We start from the raw sequence: 19,952 nt of genomic DNA, 5'->3' as shown, positions 1-19,952 counted from the left end.
CACTTTAGTCGTGACCGCCCAGGGTTTGCGTGTCAGTCGGACATCCTAGCGTGCATCGCTGAGGTGGCGCTTGCCAGCGCGTATTAACCGCCTGCGGGGGTTAAGCCTTCAGCATGTGCGGCCGGTCCAGCGCATCGACGACATCCTGCATCGCGCTGTAGAACGCGTCCTCGTCGCGATGCAGACGCAGGCGGTCCAGCCACACCATCATCGCCAGTTCCTCCGGCGAGGACACGCACAGCCGCCCGCCGCGCCGGTTGACGAACATCAGCCGCCCGGAAATCGGGCTGATCCAGCACAACCTGCCGGCCTGCACGCGGCCGTGCCGGTCGACGAACTCCAGGCAGGTGCCGAGCGCCATGCCGCGGAAGAAATCGGCGGTGACACGATCGAATTCCACCTGCGCGGTGGCATCCAGCATCGGCGTCAGCGGCTCGCCGACCGGCTCGGCCGGACCGGGGCTGGGGCGCAGCGCGCTCAAGGTCGGCGCAAACAGGGCCGGATCCGGCGCTCCCGCAGCCGGCACCGATGGCGTGGACGGCAGCGCGCGCTGCAGTTCCTGCAGGGCCAGCTCGGCGTCGCGTTGCGCCAGGCCGGCCAGCGCGAACGCCTGCAGCAGCTGCGCACGCTGCGGCTCCAGCGCGGCGCCGCCAGGCGCAGCACCCAGTTGCGCCAACACCGCATCGCCCAGGGCCACGGCCGCGTCCAAGGCCTGCCCGGTGCCGTCGCCACGCAACGCCACCTGTTGCACATACGGCTGCCAGACGCGGCCGAGGAAGTGCTCGACCAGCGGCGGCAGCGGCCCGCGCGCCAGGCGCTCTGCCAGCGCCTGCGCGGCAATGCTGCGTGCGGCTTCGCGGCGTTCTTCGGCGCGCTGCAATTCGCTGGCACGGCGCTCGGCGATTTCCACCCGGCGCCGATACTGTTCGTAGCTGGCGCCGAACTCGGCCTCCAGCGTCAGAAACAGCCCCGGATGCTCGTCGAAATCGCGCACCACCGTGTCGATCACCGCCTGCACCTGGCCGAGCAAAGCCTCCTCTGCCGCAGTTTCGCCGGCATTGCCATCGCAGGCGTCGACCAACAGGTTGAGCAGGCGGCGTGCGGGATGGCCGTCGCGCACGAACAGGTGGCCGTCCAGCATCGCCAGCTTGGCCATCGGCACCAGCAACTGGCCGAGCAGGCTGCGCTGCGCATCCGAAAGATGGCTCTGCACCAGGATCGCGGCGAACAACAAGGCCACCAGATCCAGCGCGTCCTCGTCGTCGGGGTTGAGGCAGGTGGTGGCCGGATCCACCCCAAGCGCGGCGGCGGCGCGCCTGACCTGCTGCCGCAGGCCACATGCCAGGCCCGAATCGGTGCCGTCGATGGCATCGAAGCCGGCCGCAGGCATGGTCTGCAGCAGCGACAGCGCCGACACCACCTCGCGCGGCGACAGCAGGCGCTGCCCGGCAGGTGCGGGCGTGTCGCCATCGGGTTCGCGTTGGCGGCGTGCATGCTGCAGCAAATGGTGCAGGCCGGCCGGCAACAGCTCGCGGCCGCTGCGCAGATGCACGTCGATTGCCTGGACGCCGGCCAACGCGCCCTGCCCGCCCGACCAGTCGGCGAAGAAGCGCGCGATCCAGTCCGGCGTCTCGGCGGCCTGCTCGCCGGCGCCTTCGTCCTGGCGCGGAATGCCGCGCCGCCGGCTGCGCGGCTGCGGCAACTCGCGCAAGCGCGCCACCTGCGCCAGCGCCTGTTCCAGCGCGCCGTAGCGCTGGCCGACGCGTTCCATCAGGTGCTGCTCGCAGACCTTGATCACCGCCAGATGCGCCTTGGGCGCCAGCGTCACCCCCTGAAAGGCCTCGTACAGGGCCACGCCCAGATGCTCCGGCCCGAACGGATTGCTGTCGCCGTCGATACGCAGCCCGCCGGCAATGAAGCCCAGATAGCGATTGAGCCGCATCAGCTCCGTGCGCCACTGGTGCTGCAGCGCGCCGGCCAGGTTGCGCACCGCCAGGCGCACCTCCAGGTCCTGCTCGGGCAGCAGGGTCAGCCCGGCCGCACCGCGGCTCAGGCTGCGATCGGCCGACAACGGCCGCCCGGATTCCAGCCCCTGCCAAGCCTTGGCCAGATGCCCGCGGAAACGCGCGGTGATCGGCTCGCGTTGCTGCCGCACCGCCTGGATTGCCTCCAGGAAGTCGTTCTGGGCCGGGCCGGCATCGGCCGCCAGCTGGAACAGTGCCTCGGCCAATGTGTCCTGGAATTGGACAAACGCATCGGCCAGCGGCACCAGCACGATCTCGCGTACCTGGTCGAGCAGCTGCGAATTGCGGCTGGGGAGCACGGGGGTGGATACGAACTGGGTCATCGGGCGGCGCACAGGACGAACATGGAAGGGATGTCACGACCGGGCCGGCATCGGCCCGCCGCCCATGATGCGGCGGGCGTTGGGAAGGGCCCGTCTATAATTGCCCGCATCCTCGCCTCGACCCGGAATTATGCACGCACCGTATTCGCTCCAGGCGCTGGACGCGCGCCGCTCGGTCCCCTCCAAACAGCTGGGCGAACCCGGCCCGGATGAAGACACCCTGCTGCGCATGCTCACCTCGGCAGTGCGCGTGCCCGACCACGGCAAGCTGGTGCCGTTCCGTTTCTTGCGCATCAGCGGCGATGCCCGCCAGGCACTGGGCGATTTCCTGGCCGAGCGCAGCCTGGCCGCCGACCCGCTTGCGCCGCCCGCCGCGGTCGAAAAAGACCGCAACCGTTTCAACGATGCGCCGCTGGTGATCGTGGTCATCGCCGCGCTGCGCCCCGGGCACAAGGTGCCCGAGCAGGAACAGCTGCTCACCGCCGGCTGCGTGTGTTTTGCGCTGCTGCAGGCCGCGCAGGCGCATGGCTTCGGTGCGCAATGGCTGACCGCGTGGATGGCCTACGACCCGGCGGTGACCGGCTATCTGGGCCTGGAGCAGAACGAGCGCATCGCCGGTTTCATCCATATCGGCACCCCGCGCCTGCAGGTGCCAGAGCGCGAGCGCCCGGACCCGCGTGCGCTGCTGCGCGACTGGACCCCGTGACCACGCACACCCCCATGCTTGCAGGCGCGCCGCCGTCGATCAGCCGACCGACCCCGCTGTATCTGGTCGATGCCAGCCTGTACGTGTTCCGCGCCTGGCATTCGATCCCGGACGAATTCCAGGATGCGCAAGGCTGGCCGACCAACGCCGTGCACGGCTTTGCGCGCTTCCTGCTCGACCTGCTCGAACGCGAGGATCCGCAGCACATCACCATCGCCTTCGACGAAGCGCTGGACAGCTGTTTTCGGCATGCGCTCTACCCGGCCTACAAGGGCAATCGCACTCCGGCACCGGATGCATTGCGGCGCCAGTTCGCGCATTGCAAGGCGCTGTGCGCGGCATTGGGCCTGAGCGTGCTGGCGCACCGCGACTACGAAGCCGACGACCTGATCGGCAGCGCCTTGCACAGCGTGCGTGCGCACGGCCTGCGCGGGGTGATCGTGTCGGCCGACAAGGATCTGTCGCAGCTGCTGCTCGAGCACGACGAGCAGTGGGATTACGCGCGCAACCTGCGTTGGGGCATGGACGGGGTCAAGGCGCGCCACGGCGTGCACGCCCATCAGATCGCCGACTACCTGGCGCTGTGTGGCGATGCGATCGACAACATTCCCGGCGTCACCGGCATCGGCGCCAAATCGGCGGCGGTCCTGCTGGCGCATTTCGGCAGCCTGGATGCCTTGCTGGAGCGCATCGACGAGATCCCTTTCCTGCGCCTGCGCGGCGCGGCGCAGATGGCCGCGCGCCTGCGCGAGCAACGCGAGCACGCGCTGCTGTGGCGTCAGCTCACCACCATCGCACTTGACGCGCCGCTGGCGCTGACCGATGCCGGTTTCACGCGCGCGCAAGCCGATACCGACATGCTGGGCGGCTTGTGCGAGAGCCTGCGCTTCGGCCCGCTCACCCGGCGCCGGTTGCTGGCCGCCTGCGGCGGCGCGCCGGCACCGCGCACTCCCGTTTCCCTGGAACAAGGCCTGCATCCATGAACCGACACGACACCCCGCCCACCGTGGTCTACGAAGGCAAGTACCAGCGCATGGTCGTGCGCGGCACCTGGGAATATTCCGAACGCGTGCACGCCGGCGGCCTGGCCGCGATCATCGTGGCGGTGACCCCGGACGATGCGATGTTGTTCGTCGAACAGTTCCGCGTGCCGCTGCAGGCCCGCACCATCGAAATGCCGGCCGGCCTGGTCGGCGACGTGCATGCCGACGAGTCGATCGAGCTGTCGGCCATTCGCGAACTGGAAGAAGAAACCGGCTGGACCGCCGAGCACGCCGAAGTGCTGATGATCGGCCCGACCTCGGCCGGCGCCAGCAGCGAGAAGATCGCCTTCGTCCGCGCCACCGGCCTGCGCAAGGTCGGCGCCGGCGGCGGCGATGCCAGCGAAGACATCACCGTGCACGAGATCCCGCGCACGCAGGTCGGCGCCTGGCTGGTGCAGAAGATGACCGAGGGCTATCAGATGGACCCCAAACTGTGGGCCGGGCTGTATCTGGTCGATCACGCACTGGACGGCACCCCGCGTGGCTGAAGCGACCGCTGCCCGCCTGCTCGGTGCCGACGATCCCGCACCGTTCAGCGTGCACAACCCGCAGGCCGCCTCGCCATGGCTGCTGATCGCTGACCACGCCGGTCAGCGCGTGCCGGCGCGACTGGCCAATCTGGGCTTGCCGCAGCAGGAGCTGGACCGCCACATCGGCTGGGATATCGGCATTGCCGAGGTCACCCGCCTGCTGGCCGATGCGCTGGATGCGGTCGCCATCGCGCAGACCTATTCGCGCCTGGTGATCGACTGCAATCGCCCGCATGCTTCGGCCACGCTGATGCCCGAGGTCAGCGACGGCACCTCGATTCCGGGCAACCTGCAGATGTCGGCCGACGATCGGCAGCAGCGCATCGATGCGATCTTTGCGCCGTACCACGCGCGCATTGCGGCGGAACTGGATGCACGCGCACAGCGCGGGCAACCCACCGTGCTGGTGTCGATGCACAGCTTCACGCCGATCATGGCCGGCAATGCACGGCCCTGGCATGCCGGCGTGCTGTACAACCGCGACACGCGGCTGGCGCACCGCCTGCTGCAGGCCTTGGGCGACGAGCCGGATCTGGTGGTTGGCGACAACCAGCCCTACGCGGTCAGCGACACCAGCGACTATGCGATTCCGGTCTATGGCGAAGGCCGCGGACTGCTGCATGTGGAACTGGAACTGCGCCAGGACCTGATTGCCGATGCCGCCGGGCAACAGGCGTGGGCGCAGCGCCTGGCACGCATCCTGCCGCCGCTGGCGCAGGCGCTGCTGCCGCACTGACTCCTACGGAGCATGCGGCGGCCGCGCTGATCTGCAGCCTCGGTGACGACGGTTGCCTCGTAGGAGCGCACCCGGGCGCGACAGGCCGTCCCGTTACCCTACGTCGCGCCCGGGTGCGCTCCTACCGCTGGCGCGCGAGCGCTGCTGCAGCTTCCCGTGCACGCTCGCGGTTGCGCTCAGGCGAACCCGTCGGTGGCGCGCACCAGCGCATCGACATTTTCCGGCTCGAAGGCCGAATGCCCCGATGCCGGGCTGATCTGCAGCTGTGCCTTCGGCCATACCTTGTGCAGGTCCCAGGCGCTTTGCAGCGGGCACACCACGTCGTAACGGCCGTGCACGATCACGCCGGGGATGTCGGCGATGCGGTGCGCGTCGCGCAGCAGCTGGTCTTCGACCTCGAAGAAACCGCCGTTGACGAAGTAGTGGTTCTCGATGCGCGCGAACGCCAGGGCGAAGTGCGCGTCCTCGTGTCCGGTGACGAAGTCGGCGTCCACATGCAGGAAGCTGGTGGCACCTTCCCACACGCTCCACGCCTTGGCCGCGGCCAGACGCGTGGCTTCGTCGTCGCTGGTCAGGCGGCGATGGAAGGCGGAGATCAGATCGGCGCGCTCCACCACTGGAATCGCGTTGACGTAATGCTCCCAGGCATCCGGGAACAGCCGGCTGGCGCCCTGCTGATAGAACCATTCCAGCTCGAAACGGCGCAGCAGGAAGATGCCGCGCAGCACCAGCTCGGTGACCTGCTGCGGATGGGTCTGCGCATAGGCCAGCGCCAGGGTCGAACCCCAGCTGCCACCGAACACCTGCCAGCGTGCGATGCCCAGGTGTTCGCGCAGGCGCTCGATGTCGGCGACCAGGTCCCAGGTGGTGTTGTTCACCAGATCGGCATGCGGGGTGGAACGGCCTGCGCCGCGCTGGTCGAACAGCACGATGCGGTACTTGGCCGGGTCGTGGAAGCGCCGCATCTTGTCGTTGCAACCGCCGCCGGGGCCGCCGTGCAGCATCACCACCGGCTTGCCCTGCGGATTGCCGCACTGTTCGAAATACAGGGTGTGGCGGTCGTCGACCTGGAGGGTGCCGTGGTCGTACGGCGTGATCTCGGGATAGAGCGTGCGCATGCGTCGGTCCTGCGGGAAACCGCTAGTGTATCGGCACCCGGTCTGCACACGCGGGCGCCCCATGCGATCGAGCCAGGGCGGGCGCACGGCGAAGCGCGAAGGAGTGGAGCGACGGAGCCAGGCTCCTGCACGCAGCGCCGGACGGGCACGGTCGGTGCCCGGAAGCGGCATGTCCTGTTTCAGCTCCGAGCGCGCCGTCCCCCCTCCACCTGGCGACCGCTCCGTGGCCGGCCGCGCTAGCCCGCAGCGGGCGACCAGCGCCCCGACGTCACCCGGTCACGCTGCTCCAGGTCCTGATGCGTGGCCACCGCGTCGAAGCCACGCGCCTGCAGCAGCCCGGCCACCGCCGCGCCCTGGTCCCAGCCGTGTTCGAGCAGCAGCCAGCCGCCCGGCAGCAGATGCGCAGGCGCATCGGCGACGATCAGGCGGATGTCGTCCAGGCCATCGGGGCCGGAAGCCAGCGCACTGGCCGGCTCGTAGCGCAGGTCGCCTTCGCCCAGATGCGGATCCTGCGCGGCGATATACGGCGGGTTGCTGGCAATCAGGTCGAAGCGCTCGCCGGCCAGCGGCGCAAACCAGTTGCCCTGCCGGCATTCGACATTGCGTAAGCGGTGGCTGTCGGCATTGCGCCGGGCAACCGCCAGCGCCGCCGCGCTGGCATCGGTGGCGATCACCTGTGCCTGCGGCCGCTCGCTGGCGATGGCCAGCGCGATCGCGCCGCTGCCGGTACCCAAATCGGCAACGCGGCGGCCCGGCCGGGCGTCCAGTCGCTCAAGTGCCAGCTCGACCAGCACCTCGGTGTCGGCGCGCGGGATCAGCGTGGCAGGGGAGACCGCCAGATCCAGCGTCCAGAACCCACGCGTGCCGGTCAGGTACGCCACCGGTTCGCCGGCCTGGCGCCGCTGCACCAATGCCGCGAATGCCTGAGCGACCGACGACTCGACCGGATCGCGGCCATGCGCGAACAGCCAGGCGCGGTCGCGGCCCAGCGCGTGCAGCAGCAGCGGCTCGGCATCACTGCGCTCGATCCGCTCGACCGCACGCCGCAGCAACTGCTCGGCGGCAAGACCGGCTGGGTCCTCACTCATACGGATCATTCACTCATGCGCAACATCGGCTGACCATTATCGGAGATGGAATCGGCCCCTGCAGCGGCAGACGCCGTCTGCAAACTCGATAGCCACAGCCTATCTATACAATTCCATCAATCGATTTGAGAAATCTATCGATCCTACCTACCATGGCGACTGTTCCATCCCCCGCCCCCTTCATCGCACGAGGAAACTCAATGTCTCTTATCAACACTCAGGTCCAGCCGTTCAAGGCGAATGCGTACCACAACGGCAACTTCATCGAAGTCACCGAGGCCAGCCTGAAGGGCAAGTGGTCGGTGCTGATCTTCATGCCGGCCGCCTTCACCTTCAACTGCCCGACCGAAGTGGAAGACGCCGCCGACAACTATGCCGCGTTCCAGAAGGCAGGCGCCGAGGTCTACATCGTCACCACCGATACGCACTTCTCGCACAAGGTGTGGCACGAAACCTCGCCGGCCGTGGGCAAGGCGCAGTTCCCGCTGATCGGCGATCCGACCCACAAGCTGACCCGCGCGTTCGGCGTGCACATCGAAGAAGAAGGCCTGGCCCTGCGCGGCACCTTCATCATCAACCCGGACGGCGTCATCAAGACCCTCGAGATCCACGACAACGCGATCGCCCGCGACGTCACCGAGACGCTGCGCAAGCTGACCGCTGCCCAGTTCGTCGCCAACAACCCGGGCCAGGTCTGCCCGGCCAAGTGGAAGGAAGGTGCCAAGACCCTGGCTCCGTCGCTGGACCTGGTCGGCAAGATCTAAACCGACTGACACCTCCGGCCTGTGGTTGAGGCCGGAGCATCTCCGGCCCAGCACTGGGCCGGGGGTGAACCGGAGCCGGTGCCGGGCTGCCCGCCAGCCATCGCCAGCACGCATTCCCGACATCGCGCCGGCTGCGGTTCATCCCCTTCCTCCCCGGCGACCTGCCTCAGCGCAGCGACGCCACGCCCTCCCCTTGCCCATTCCCAGGAGTTCTCCATGTTGGATGCCAACCTCAAGACCCAGCTGACCGCCTACCTGGAACGGGTTACCCGTCCGATCCAGATCAATGCCTCGATCGACGACAGCGCCGGCTCGCGCGAAATGCTCGACCTGCTCGAGGATCTGGTGCTGCTGTCGGACAAGATCAGCCTGGACATCCACCGCGATGACAACCAGCGCAAGCCCTCGTTCGCGCTGACCACGCCGGGCCAGGACATCTCGCTGCGCTTTGCCGGCCTGCCGATGGGCCACGAGTTCACCTCGCTGGTGCTGGCGCTGCTGCAGGTGGGCGGCCACCCGTCCAAGGCTGCCGCCGAGCTGATGGAGCAGGTGCAGCACCTGGATGGCGACTACCAGTTCGAAACCTATTTCTCGCTGTCGTGCCAGAACTGCCCGGACGTGGTGCAGGCGCTGAATCTTGCCGCCGTGCTCAACCCGCGCATCAAGCACGTGGCCATCGACGGCGCGTGGTTCCAGGACGAGGTCGAAACCCGCCAGATCATGTCGGTGCCCACCGTCTACTTGAATGGCGAGCTGTTCGACCAGGGCCGCATGACGCTGGAGCAGATCGTCGCCAAGCTCGACACCAACGCGGCCAAGCGCGACGCCGCCAAGATCGCCGCCAAGGACGCCTTCGAGGTGCTGGTGGTCGGTGGCGGCCCGGCCGGCTCGGCAGCGGCCGTCTACGCCGCGCGCAAGGGCATCCGCACCGGCGTGGCCGCCGAGCGTTTCGGTGGTCAGGTGCTGGACACCATGTCGATCGAAAACTTTATCTCGGTGCCGGAAACCGAAGGCCCGAAGATGGCCGCCGCGCTCGAGCAGCATGTGCGCCAGTACGACGTGGACATCATGAACCTGCAGCGCGCCGAGCAGCTGATTCCGGCCGGTGCCGATGGTCTGATCGAGATCAAGCTGGCCAATGGCGCCTCGCTCAAGAGCAAGACCGTGATCCTGTCCACCGGCGCGCGCTGGAGGCAGATGAACGTGCCGGGCGAAGACCAGTACAAGAACAAGGGCGTGGCCTATTGCCCGCATTGCGATGGCCCGCTGTTCAAGGGCAAGCGCGTGGCGGTGATCGGCGGCGGCAATTCGGGCGTCGAGGCCGCGATCGATCTGGCCGGTATCGTGGCGCATGTCACGCTGGTGGAGTTCGACGACAAGCTGCGCGCCGACGAAGTGCTGCAACGCAAGCTGCGCAGCCTGCACAACGTGCGCATCATCACCAGCGCGCAGACCACCGAAGTGCTGGGTGATGGCCAGAAGGTCACCGGCCTGGTCTACAAGGATCGCACCGGCGGCGACATCCAGCACGTGGATCTGGAAGGCGTGTTCGTGCAGATCGGCCTGCTGCCCAACACCGAATTCCTCAAGGGCTCGGTGGCGTTGTCGCCACGCGGCGAGATCATCGTCGACGACCGTGGCCAGACCAATGTTCCGGGCGTATTCGCTGCCGGCGACGCCACCACGGTGCCGTACAAGCAGATCGTGATCGCGATGGGCGAAGGTTCCAAGGCTGCGTTGAGCGCGTTCGATTACCTGATCCGCTCCAGTGCACCGGTCAGCGCCGACAACGTCGCCCAGGCAGCATAAGCGCACTCAAGCCAGCGCCCGGCCAGCCCGGGCGCTAAGCTCCAGTCGTACCCCGTCACCGCAATGAGGGCTGCTGCACATGAATCTGCGTGACCTGAAATATCTGGTCGCCCTGGCCGACCACAAGCATTTCGGCCGTGCTGCGACGGCCTGCTTCGTCAGTCAACCGACACTGTCCACACAGATCAAGAAACTCGAAGACGAGCTTGGCGTGCCGCTGGTGGAACGTGCGCCGCGCAAGGTGATGCTGACCCCGGCCGGCCGCGAAGCGGCGATGCGCGCGCGCGGCATCGTGGCCGAAGTGGAACAGATGAAGGAAGCCGCGCGGCGCAGCCAGGATCCGGAAGCCGGCACCGTGCGGCTGGGCATCTTTCCCACCCTGGCGCCGTATCTGTTGCCGCATGTGGTGCCGCGGATCCGCGAGCGGTTCCCGCGCCTGGAACTGCTGCTGATCGAGGAAAAAAGCGATCAACTGGTGCACCAGCTGCGCGAAGGCCGGCTGGATGCGGCGCTGCTCGCACTGCCATTGCAGGATGAGCAGCTGCATGCCGAATTCCTGTTCGAGGAACCCTTCGTGCTGGCCGTGCCGGAAGGCCATCCGCTGTCGCGCCACGACAGCATGACGCTGGACGATCTGTCCGAGCAGCGGCTGTTGTTGCTGGAAGACGGCCACTGCCTGCGTGAGCAGGCGCTGGATGTCTGCCATCTTGCCGGCGCCTTGGAAAAATCCGAATTCCAGGCCACCAGCCTGGAGACGCTGCGCCAGATGGTGGCTGCCAATGTCGGTGTGACCTTGCTGCCGCTGCTGGCGGTCAAACCACCGGTCGCGCGCTCGGAGAACATCCGCCTGATCCGTTTCCGCGAAGACAAGCAGCCCAGCCGCCGCATCGCCATGGCCTGGCGCCGCAGCTCGGCCATGACCGCGTTCCTGGAGCAGCTGGCGCAGTTGTTCAAGGAGTTGCCGGAGAGCCTGTTCACGCTGGACCAGCCGGCGACCGGGCCTAAGGCGGTTGCGGCCTGAGGATTCGGGAATCGGGAATCGGGAATCGGGAATCGGGAATCGGGAATCGGGAATCGGGAATCGGGAATCGGGAATCGGGAATCGGGAAATCGTTTCATGGCTGCGGTTGCTTGACGTGTTTTTTTTTCACCTTTTCTTGGACATAAGCGACGCGCAAGCGTCGTTTTTTGTTTGGTGGGTGGTTATGGCGCGATGTCTCTGGAAGCACCTGGCGGTTGTGGTGTCATTGGCACGTGGTGGACTCGGACGGGAAACTTCAAGTCAGCCACTTGTCGCTGAGTGAAGGCGCGCACCTGAGCGCTGCAACACTGCCGTGCTTGCGTGGTTCTATGGCCACGGCCCGCAACTGGTAGTGCCGCGCCTGCATTGCCCGACCCAGCCGGGGCAATGCGCCATCTCGCCATGCATTGCGATCGGGCAGCGGCGCCCTCATCTGGGCAGTGAGGCTTGCCATGTTGGCGGGCCGCCATCGTCAAGGAGATTGCCATGACTTCGCAGCACCACAGCGGCTTGCCGCCGTCCATCCTGGTTTCCAGCCATGACCTCGCCCGGCTCGAGGCCCTGCTCGATTCCCCGGCTTTCAACAAGCACCCGGCCGCCACCGCGCTGAGTGACGAACTGGGCCGCGCACGCGTCGTGCCGCCCGACCAGATTCCCGGCGATGTCGTCACCATGCACTCCCGCATCGATTGCGAAGATGAGCTGCATGGCGAACGACATACGCTCACCCTTGTGTATCCGCACGAGGCCGATGTGCAGCACGGCCGCATCTCGGTGCTGGCGCCGGTTGGCAGTGCGCTGCTCGGCCTGTCGGTCGGTCAGAGCATCGACTGGCGCACGCCCGACGGGCGCGACCTGCGTCTGCGTGTCAGCGCCGTGCACGATCAACATGCATTGGCCGGCGCCTGACTTCACACGCCAGGCGCGCTACCGTAGCGCGCTGCGTCCTATCCACGACCCGTTCCACGATTCGAGAGAACTCGCATGACTGCTCCCTCCAAGCTTGCCCAGTTGCGTGACCTGTCCGTCGTCGTTGCCGACACCGGCGACTACGACGCCATCAAGCGCCTGAAGCCGGTCGACTGCACCACCAATCCCACCCTGGTCAAAAAGGCATTGGATCTGCCGGTGTATGCCGACCTGATCGAGCGCGAACTGGCCTGGGGCCGCGAACACGGCGGCGAAGACCGCACCAGCACCGTCAACGAAGTGGCCGACCGCCTCACTATCGGCGTCGGCGTCAGGCTGGCCGAGCTGGTCCCTGGCCGCGTCTCCACCGAGGTCGATGCCGACCTGGCGCACGACACCGAGGCGACCATCGCCAAGGCGCGCAAGTTCATCGCGATGTACGCCGAGCGTGGCGTGTCCAAGGACAAGATCCTGATCAAGATCGCGGCCACCTGGGAAGGCATCGAGGCTGCGCGCCAGCTGCAGCGCGAAGGCATCGACTGCAATCTGACCCTGATCTTCAACCGCTCGCAGGCGCTGGCCTGTGCGGAAGCGGGCGTGTTCCTGATCTCGCCGTTCGTCGGCCGGATCCTGGACTACTACGTCGCCCAGGGGCAGACCCCGGCCAGCATCGACGAAGACCCGGGCGTGGTGTTCGTGCGCACGGTCTACAACGAGTTCAAGCAGCGCGGCTCGTCCACCGTGGTGATGGGCGCCTCGTTCCGCTCCACCGCGCAGATCGAAGCCCTGGCCGGTTGTGACCGGCTGACCATCTCACCGGAGCTGCTGGAAAAGCTCGACGCCGAATATGGCGAACTGCCGCGCAAGCTCTCGCCTGCGCAGGCCGACAACGCGCAGATCACCCCGATCGACAGCGACAGCTTCGCCACCGATCTGGCAGCCGACCCGATGGCCACCGAAAAGCTGGCCAGCGGCATCGACGCCTTCGCCAAGGATCTGCAGGCACTGCGCAAGACCATCACCGACAAGCTCGCCGGCTGATTGCAGCACCGCGGGTCGCAGTACCAACGCCTGCAGCCTGGTGGCTGTGGGCGTTTTGGTTTCTGCAATCTGGCTGCGCAGCACGCTGCAGTCACGACGCGTAAGGCAAGGCCCTCGCGATGCTGGCATTGGAAACTGCGGCCGGCCTGGGCCACCGCACTTTCCAGGCACCGTCGAGCTTGTGGACGCATCGACGCCCGCACTGCCGCCACTGAGCTGCCATGCGCGCATTTTGGCCTGATCGGCGCGCGGTTCGGCGTCGTTCTCCACACGTCGCTTACACCCGCGCAACCCGCACTGCCTAGAATCCGGGTTCCTCAACTGGCGTAGCGGACAATGGCAAACATTGCAGTGGTGATGGTCGACGGCGTGGCCGATTGGGAAATTGGCGTTGTCCTGCCGGCGGCGCGCGAATGGTTCGGCGACCAGGTCGCCATCGCCAGCATCGATGGTCAGCCGGTGCAGTCGATCGGCGGGCTGCGCATCACCCCGGACTTCGCCCTCTCCGATCTGGCGCCGCTGGACGCCGATCTCTGGATCCTGCCCGGCAGCGAGCGTTGGCAGGCCGGCGAAATCCCCGGCCTGAGCGGCCTGCTGGTCGAGCGCGTGCAGCACCAGCGCCCGGTGGCGGCGATCTGCGGCGCCACCATCGCCCTGGCCTATGCCGGCCTGCTCGACCAGCGCGCGCACACCAGCAACGCGCTGGCCTTCCTGCAGGAACACGTGGTGCCGTATGCCGGTGCTGCGCAATACCGGCACGAAAAGGTGGTGACCGCCGACGGCGTGATCACCGCACCCGGCACCAGCCCGGTCGGCTTCGCGCTTGCCTGCATGCGACTGCTGCATCCGGAACGCACCGACATGCTCGCCCAGCTGCGCGGCATGTTCGCCGGCGAGTTCGTCTGATCCGGCGGATTCCGGCACGCCTGGCGCATTGGCTGCACTGACTGGATGCAGTGGGTCGCCGCACCGATCCATTGCACCTATCGGCGGTCGTGATTGACCGCAATGATGCGCCGGGCCGGTTCGCCGCTCGGCCACCCGCGGCGGTGCCGGCGCGTGGTGTGCACGCCGCAAAAAAAGATGGCCACGTCGTCTCCGACATAGCCATTCAAGTTGCCTGGCATGCACTCCCATGCGCTGCCTGATCGTGATGACGCTGCCGGTCACTGTTGGCCATCGGCACGCCGCCACGATCACGTGGATGACAGCGCTTCAATCCGGCCCGCCTTTCCGTCAGGCATCCAGCCCGATCGGGCAGCTCACTCCCGTTCCGCCAAGCCCGCAATAGCCATTGGGATGCTTGGCGAGATATTGCTGGTGATCGTCTTCGGCGTAGTAGAACGTAGGCGCCGGGAAACGGATCTCCGTGGTGATCGCGCCATACCCGGCGGCGTCCAGTTGCTGCTGGTACGCATCGCGGCTGGCGAGCGCAGCGTCGTATTGCGCCTGTGTCGTGCAATAGATCGCCGAGCGGTATTGCGTGCCGACGTCGTTGCCCTGCTGCATGCCCTGGGTGGGGTCGTGGCTTTCCCAGAACGTGCGCAGCAACTGTGCGAACGACACCGACGCTTCGTCGTACACCACCAACACCGCTTCGGTATGGCCGGTCTGCCCGGAACACACTTCGCCGTAGGTGGCGTTGGGTGTCTCGCCGCCGGCGTAACCCACCGCCGTGGTGTACACCCCAGGCAGGTTCCAGAACTTGCGTTCTGCGCCCCAGAAGCAGCCGAGCCCGAACTGCACCTGGGCCAGGCCGGTGAACTCCCCGCGCAACGGATGGCCGTTGATCAGGTGGGTGTTGTGGAGCGGTAGTGCCTGCGCGCGTCCGGGCAAGGCCTCGCCCGGACGTGGCATGCGTTGTTTGAAAGCGCCGATTCCCAGCATGGTGCAACTCCGCAATCGTGAGGATTGCCTGCTGGATGGCGCCGGCCGTAGCGGCTTTCAAGCCACTACGGCCAATGCGGCGTTACTTCCTGGTCACCGAGGCGGTGGCGGTGTCCACTTCCGGCATCGCCGAGCTGTGGTGATTGATGATCAGCCACTTGCCGTCGCGCTTCTCGTACACGAAGGTGTAGCGCGCCTGCACGTCGGTTTTCTTGCCGTCCTTGTCGGTCAGCGTGAAGGTGTAGACGCCGGCATCCACCGCGCTGTCGTCATCGAGCACACGCACGGTGCGGTAGTTGACGACGCCCTGCGGCTTCTTGGTCAGGAACATCTCGAAGTACTTTTCGATCTGCTCGCGCGAGGCGCGGACCTCGTTGGACACGGTCGGCAGCAGCACACCGTCCGGGGCATACAGATCGGCCACCTTGTCCGGATTGCCGGTAGCCAGTGCCGCGTTCCAGGTGTCGAACAGCGCGGCGACTTCGCGTTCTTCGCCGCCGGCCGGCAACGTGGCCTTGTCGGTGTAGTGCATCACGCCGCCAGCCAGCGCCGGGGTGGCAGCCAGAGCCAGAACCAGAGAGAACAGAGTGCGACGCATGGGAAATCTCCGTGTGGTTGAGGGGGTTGCCGCATCGGGCAAGCGCAGTATCGAAACCAAGCGGCCCCAACAATTCTGCCGACTGGCATATACTCAAATATGCTGATCGGCCTAGAGCGAACTCATGGAAACCCCTACCAATGCTGGCGATTGGCGCCTGACGCTACGCCGCGAAGCATCCGACAGCGCACGCTGGCAGGCGCTCTGGGAAGTCGCGGTGGCGCTGCGTCAGGCACAGACGCCGGAACAGGCCTGCGACGCGGTACTGGGCCGGGTGCTGCTGTTGCTGGGCCTGGAACATGGCGCGGTGCTGGCACAGCGCGGGCCGCGCGCGCAGGTGCTGGCCAGCCGCGGCCGCGCATTGCCGCCCGGTGCCAGCGCAGCCGGCGACAGCCATGAAGCGGCCTGGCTGATGCCACCGCGCCCGGCCGATATCCGCGAGGCCAAGGTGCCGATCCAGGCGCTGGGCAGCACCCTTGGCATGCTGTGCGTGGCCTGGAACGACACCCGTCCCGCCCCCGGCAACGACGATGTGCAGGCGCTGCAGGCCTTTGCACTGCTGCTGCCGGCGATGGTGGCCGAACCGGCCAGACCGCTCGCCACGCGTCGGCGCAAGCCGGTGCAGGACGACCGCCTGGCCGCGCTCAGCAAGCGCGAGAAACAGGTACTGTCCCTGCTGCCGCGCGGCCTCACCAATGCGACGCTGGCAGCTGAACTGGGGATTTCTCCCGGCACGGTCAAAGTGCATGTGGAGCGAATCCTGCAGAAACTTGAGGTAAAAGATCGCACCCAGGCCGCGGTGTACGCGGTCCAAGCCGGACTCGCGCTATGAATGCAATGGCGGTGCGTTGGAACGATTGGCCGATCACCCGCAAGAGCCTGGCGGTGGTGACCCTGCCCCTGCTGCTGCTGGCGGTGGCCCTGATGGCGATCTACAGCGTGGAGCGGCAGAACATCGCCGCCGAAAACGATGTGCGGCAGACGCTGGAGGTGTTGAGCGATCTGTACGAAGCACACGCGCTATTGGCCGAAACCGCGGCCGGCGTGCGCGGGTATCGGCTGGTGCGCCGCGATGAATTCCTTACCCCATACCGCGATGCCGAGCCGCGCCTGCAACGGGTGGCCGAGCGGCTGTCGCAACGCATCACCGACCCGGGGCAGGCGCAACGGTTTGCGCGCATCAAACCGTTGTTTGCGGAAAAGATGCAGGGGTGGCGCCGGTTGCTGGCACCGGATCTGAGCCGCGAAGAAGAGATCCGCCAGCTGTGGGACGGCAAGTACAAGCTCGACATCCTGCGTGCCGAACTGCGCGAACTGCGCAATTACGAAACCGCGCAATTGCAGCTACGTACCGCCAAGGCGCAGGGGCTGCGCCAGCGCAATCTCATCATCACTTTAAGTGCGGCGATGCTGGGCGGCCTGGGCGCGGTGTTCGCGGTGGCGTGGTTCGCCTCGGCACTGTCCGGACGCCTGCGCACGCTGGCCGCCAATGCCGACCGGCTGGGCGAAGGCCTGCCGCTGGCGCCGCAACCGCGCGCCGGCGACGAGCTGGGCCAGGTCGGCCAGCGCCTGGCGCAGGCCAGCGAACTGCTCGCCGCACGTGCCGCCGAAGCGCAACTGGCACGGCGCGAGGCAGAAACCGCCAACCGTGCAAAGACCGAATTCCTGTCGCGCAGCAGCCACGAATTGCGCACGCCGCTCAATGCGATCCTGGGCTATGCGCAGGTGCTGGAAATGGATCTGCCCGAGCCCGGGCATCGCCGTCATCTGCAGCATATTCTCGGCGCCGGCCGGCACCTGCTGGGGCTGATCACCGAGCTGCTGGACATTGCGCGGATCGAAGCCGACCAACTGGATCTGAGCCCGGAGCCGGTCTCGGTGCGCGCGGCCGTCCACGAGGCGCTGGGCCTGATCGCCCCGGACGCGGACAAGCACGGCATCGCGCTGCAGCCGGCTGCCATCGACGGGCCGTGGACGGTGCGCGCCGATGCGCAGCGACTGCGCCAGGTATTGCTCAACCTGCTGTCGAACGCGGTCAAGTTCAATCGCACCGGCGGCCAGGTGCAGGTGAGCGCGCGGCCGGATGGCGAGCAGGTGCGCATCACGGTCGCCGACCAGGGCGCGGGCCTGACGCCGGCGCAGATCGAGCGGCTGTTCACGCCGTTCGAGCGGCTGGGTGCCGAGCGCTCGGCGGTGGAAGGCACCGGCCTGGGCCTGGCACTGAGCAAGCGGCTGATCGAGGCGATGGGCGGGCGCATCGGCGTGGACAGCAGCCGCGATGGCGCGCGCTTCTGGATCTCGCTGCCGCAGGGCGAACCGCAACGCAGCGAGCCGGCGCGCGCCATCGTGCCGCCGAGTAACGCGGGCACGGGCGTGTGCCGGCTGCTGAGCATCGAAGACAACCCGTCCAACCAGGCCCTGATCCGCACCCTCAGCGAACGCCGCCCGCAATGGCAGCTGCTGGAAGCGGCCAGCCTGGCGCAGGCGCGCGCGCTGCTGCAGCACGGCGTGCCGGACCTGATCCTGCTGGACCTGCATCTGAGCGACGGCAACGGCGAAGAACTGCTGCGCGAGCTGCAGGCGCAACCGGGCACCGCCGGCGTGCCGGTGGTGGTGATCAGTGCCGATGCCACCACCGCCACCCTGGCGCGCGTCGGCAATCAGGGCGTGCGCGCGTATCTGACCAAGCCGCTCGATGTGGCGGAATTCTTCACTGTGATCGACGGGCTGCTGGCATGACACGCGACGAAATCCTGGGTTCCCGCATCCTCATCGTCGACGACGAGCCGGCCAATGTGCGGCTGCTCGAAGACCTGCTGCAGCGCGAGGGCTTCCAGCAGGTCATCGCCACCACCGACCCATTGCGGGTGATGGGGCTGGTGTCGGCATTCGCGCCGGACCTGATCCTGCTGGATCTGAAGATGCCGGAACTCGACGGCTATGCACTGCTGGAACAGCTGGCGCGGCTGTCCGATCCCGGCCACTTCCTGCCGGTGATCGTGCTCACCGCCGACCCCAGCCGCAGCGCGCGCCATCGCGCCCTGGGCCTGGGCGCCAAGGACTTCCTGACCAAGCCGCTGGACACCTTCGAGGTCGCGCTGCGGGTCTGGAACGTGGCCGAAACTACCGTGCTGTTCAAACGCCTGCGGGCGCTGGCCGCACCGGATGCGGCGCCGCCAGGGTGGCGCCAGCCGGAATGACGCGCGCACATCGTAGGAGCGCACCCGGGCGCGCCGAGGCTGTGCCGATAACACCAGCGTAGGAGCGCACCCGGGCGCGACGTGGCTGTGCCGATGAACGCCACGTCGCGCCCGGGTGCGCTCCTGCGACGGGCGCTGCGCTACAGCGCGCGGGTGACCTCGCCGCACAGGCCGATCTCTGCCAGTACCGCCTGTGCCTGGCTCAGGTGCAGGTCGGCCACGCAGACCTGCAGCACGCCGAAGGCAGGCAGTTCCCCGGCACCGCCCAAGAGCGACTCGCCAAACACGAAAGCGGTGATGCCGGCATCCTCCAGCGCGTGCTTGGCCAGATGCGCGTCGATGATGTGACTGGCGCGATACGCGATCTGCATGTCAGCCGCGCTCCAGGCGTTCGCGCGCGGCGTCCTGCTTCCACTCGCGCAGTGCCGGCAATGCATCCAGTGCGGCCAGGTAATCGCCGGCAGCCTCGAACAACGGCACGCCGTAGCTGGCAAAACGCAGCGCGACCGGGGCGAACATCGCATCGACGATACCGAAGTCGCCGCACAGGAACTGCCCGGCATGGCCATGCTCGGCGCGCAGGCTGGCCCACAGCGCCTGGATGCGGGTGATATCGCGCTCGGCAGCCGCGTCCCAGCGGGCCGGGCCAGGCGCGCGGGCCAGGTTCATCGGCAGCTGGGTGCGCAAGTCCACAAAGCCCGAGTGCATTTCCGCCGCCGCGGCGCGGGCCTGCGCGCGCACGGACAGCTCGGACGGCCAGCCGCGGCCATCCAGCCAGCGTTCGTTGACGTATTCGCAGATCGCCAGCGAATCCCAGACATGCAGGGTGTCGTCCCACAGCACCGGTACCTTGCGGGTGGGCGAATAACCGGCGATGCGGGCCTGGAATTGCGGCGTATCCAGCGGCAGCGCGATCTCTTCGAACGGTACCTGGAAATGCCGCAGCAGCAGCCACGGGCGCAGCGACCAGGAGGACAGGGTCTTGTCGCCGATCACCAGGCGGGGCAAAGGCATGCGTGGGGCACTCCGAAGGATCGCCGCAGCGTACGCGCCGGCGGCGGTGCCGGCCAGCCCGCCGTGCCGCCTGCCGATGGCAGCCGGCCTGGCTGCGGCCAGCCATGCAGGCCCCGGCAGCAAGGCGCTTGCGCGCAGGAC

At 67.5% G+C, this 19,952-nt stretch carries 20 protein-coding genes; 13 read left to right on the top strand and 7 right to left on the bottom strand.

The annotated features are described in order from the left end of the window. Positions 1-100: 100 nt before the first annotated feature. Positions 101-2,347, bottom strand: a complete 2,247-nt coding sequence (locus AC06DU_RS04535; RefSeq protein ID WP_478203685.1) for a DUF1631 domain-containing protein — start codon at positions 2,345-2,347, stop codon at positions 101-103. A 130-nt stretch (positions 2,348-2,477) separates the two neighbouring features. Here AC06DU_RS04535 and AC06DU_RS04530 point away from each other — a divergent pair, with 130 nt between their 5' ends. Genes AC06DU_RS04530 through AC06DU_RS04515 form a run of 4 tightly spaced genes read left to right on the top strand, consistent with a single transcriptional unit; the run spans position 2,478 to position 5,362 of the window. Further along, on the top strand, positions 2,478-3,053 hold the full coding sequence (locus tag AC06DU_RS04530) for a nitroreductase family protein (protein ID WP_039523709.1): 576 nt from the start codon (positions 2,478-2,480) through the stop codon (positions 3,051-3,053). 14 nt (positions 3,054-3,067) lie between these two features. Next, positions 3,068-4,036 (top strand): 5'-3' exonuclease, encoded by a 969-nt coding sequence (locus tag AC06DU_RS04525; RefSeq protein ID WP_161961205.1) that lies wholly within the window; start codon positions 3,068-3,070, stop codon positions 4,034-4,036. After that, positions 4,033-4,584: an NUDIX hydrolase gene (locus AC06DU_RS04520; RefSeq protein ID WP_478203684.1), complete on the top strand. Its 552-nt coding sequence runs from the start codon at positions 4,033-4,035 to the stop codon at positions 4,582-4,584. Before AC06DU_RS04525 ends, AC06DU_RS04520 begins: the two co-directional genes overlap by 4 nt. Then, positions 4,577-5,362 carry an N-formylglutamate amidohydrolase gene (locus AC06DU_RS04515; RefSeq protein ID WP_478203683.1) on the top strand — a complete coding sequence of 262 codons (786 nt, stop codon included), beginning with the start codon at positions 4,577-4,579 and terminating at the stop codon, positions 5,360-5,362. The genes AC06DU_RS04520 and AC06DU_RS04515 overlap by 8 nt, the downstream gene beginning before the upstream one ends. A gap of 176 nt (positions 5,363-5,538) precedes the next feature. On the opposite strand, the gene pip is transcribed toward AC06DU_RS04515, so the two are convergent. Then, positions 5,539-6,480 (bottom strand): prolyl aminopeptidase, encoded by a 942-nt coding sequence (gene pip / locus AC06DU_RS04510; RefSeq protein ID WP_039512881.1) that lies wholly within the window; start codon positions 6,478-6,480, stop codon positions 5,539-5,541. Between the two features lie 236 nt (positions 6,481-6,716). After that, a complete protein-coding gene (gene prmC / locus AC06DU_RS04505; protein WP_478203682.1) occupies positions 6,717-7,568 on the bottom strand; it encodes a peptide chain release factor N(5)-glutamine methyltransferase in 852 nt (283 codons plus the stop codon). A 200-nt stretch (positions 7,569-7,768) separates the two neighbouring features. On the opposite strand from prmC, the gene ahpC reads away from it, so the two are divergent. The 6 genes from ahpC (at position 7,769) to AC06DU_RS04475 (ending at position 14,018) form a co-directional block, all read left to right on the top strand. Beyond that, a complete protein-coding gene (gene ahpC, locus AC06DU_RS04500; RefSeq protein ID WP_016900725.1) occupies positions 7,769-8,332 on the top strand; it encodes an alkyl hydroperoxide reductase subunit C in 564 nt (187 codons plus the stop codon). A gap of 216 nt (positions 8,333-8,548) precedes the next feature. Continuing rightward, positions 8,549-10,141: an alkyl hydroperoxide reductase subunit F gene (gene ahpF, locus AC06DU_RS04495; RefSeq protein WP_478203681.1), complete on the top strand. Its 1,593-nt coding sequence runs from the start codon at positions 8,549-8,551 to the stop codon at positions 10,139-10,141. A 79-nt stretch (positions 10,142-10,220) separates the two neighbouring features. Further along, positions 10,221-11,162, top strand: coding sequence for a LysR substrate-binding domain-containing protein (locus tag AC06DU_RS04490; protein ID WP_024940621.1), 942 nt, complete (start codon positions 10,221-10,223; stop codon positions 11,160-11,162). Positions 11,163-11,648: 486 nt separating this feature from the next. Further along, positions 11,649-12,071 (top strand): nucleoside diphosphate kinase regulator, encoded by a 423-nt coding sequence (gene rnk / locus AC06DU_RS04485; protein ID WP_016900728.1) that lies wholly within the window; start codon positions 11,649-11,651, stop codon positions 12,069-12,071. Positions 12,072-12,146: 75 nt separating this feature from the next. Continuing rightward, positions 12,147-13,112: a transaldolase gene (tal, locus tag AC06DU_RS04480; protein WP_054591347.1), complete on the top strand. Its 966-nt coding sequence runs from the start codon at positions 12,147-12,149 to the stop codon at positions 13,110-13,112. Positions 13,113-13,448: 336 nt separating this feature from the next. Further along, the gene (locus AC06DU_RS04475; RefSeq protein ID WP_016900730.1) at positions 13,449-14,018 is read left to right on the top strand and encodes a type 1 glutamine amidotransferase family protein; all 570 of its coding nucleotides are present in this window, start codon (positions 13,449-13,451) and stop codon (positions 14,016-14,018) included. A 330-nt stretch (positions 14,019-14,348) separates the two neighbouring features. Here AC06DU_RS04475 and msrA read toward each other — a convergent pair whose 3' ends face one another. Both msrA and AC06DU_RS04465 read right to left on the bottom strand, forming a co-directional pair. Then, positions 14,349-14,999, bottom strand: coding sequence for a peptide-methionine (S)-S-oxide reductase MsrA (msrA, locus tag AC06DU_RS04470; RefSeq protein ID WP_102252716.1), 651 nt, complete (start codon positions 14,997-14,999; stop codon positions 14,349-14,351). Positions 15,000-15,081: 82 nt separating this feature from the next. Then, entirely contained in the window at positions 15,082-15,597 is a 516-nt protein-coding gene (locus AC06DU_RS04465) for an SgcJ/EcaC family oxidoreductase (protein WP_024938253.1), read from the bottom strand. Between the two features lie 124 nt (positions 15,598-15,721). Between AC06DU_RS04465 and AC06DU_RS04460 the strand changes: the two genes are divergently transcribed. From AC06DU_RS04460 to AC06DU_RS04450, 3 genes are read left to right on the top strand one after another with little or no spacing between them, the layout of a single operon-like run. Continuing rightward, a complete protein-coding gene (locus AC06DU_RS04460; RefSeq protein WP_478203679.1) occupies positions 15,722-16,429 on the top strand; it encodes a helix-turn-helix transcriptional regulator in 708 nt (235 codons plus the stop codon). Continuing rightward, the gene (locus tag AC06DU_RS04455) at positions 16,426-18,336 is read left to right on the top strand and encodes an ATP-binding protein (protein ID WP_065032010.1); all 1,911 of its coding nucleotides are present in this window, start codon (positions 16,426-16,428) and stop codon (positions 18,334-18,336) included. The genes AC06DU_RS04460 and AC06DU_RS04455 overlap by 4 nt, the downstream gene beginning before the upstream one ends. Next, positions 18,333-18,797 carry a response regulator gene (locus tag AC06DU_RS04450; protein WP_024938256.1) on the top strand — a complete coding sequence of 155 codons (465 nt, stop codon included), beginning with the start codon at positions 18,333-18,335 and terminating at the stop codon, positions 18,795-18,797. The genes AC06DU_RS04455 and AC06DU_RS04450 overlap by 4 nt, the downstream gene beginning before the upstream one ends. A gap of 140 nt (positions 18,798-18,937) precedes the next feature. Here AC06DU_RS04450 and AC06DU_RS04445 read toward each other — a convergent pair whose 3' ends face one another. Both AC06DU_RS04445 and AC06DU_RS04440 read right to left on the bottom strand, forming a co-directional pair. Then, positions 18,938-19,168, bottom strand: a complete 231-nt coding sequence (locus AC06DU_RS04445) for a putative signal transducing protein (RefSeq protein WP_016900736.1) — start codon at positions 19,166-19,168, stop codon at positions 18,938-18,940. A 1-nt stretch (position 19,169) separates the two neighbouring features. Then, complete coding sequence (locus tag AC06DU_RS04440) at positions 19,170-19,811, bottom strand: glutathione S-transferase family protein (protein ID WP_024938257.1); 642 nt, start codon at positions 19,809-19,811, stop codon at positions 19,170-19,172. Positions 19,812-19,952: the final 141 nt, after the last annotated feature.

The sequence above is a fragment of the Xanthomonas sp. NCPPB 3200 genome (genome assembly GCF_056393585.1).
Note: the sequence above shows the minus strand (reverse complement) of the source record. Positions and strands in the feature narration are given on the sequence as shown.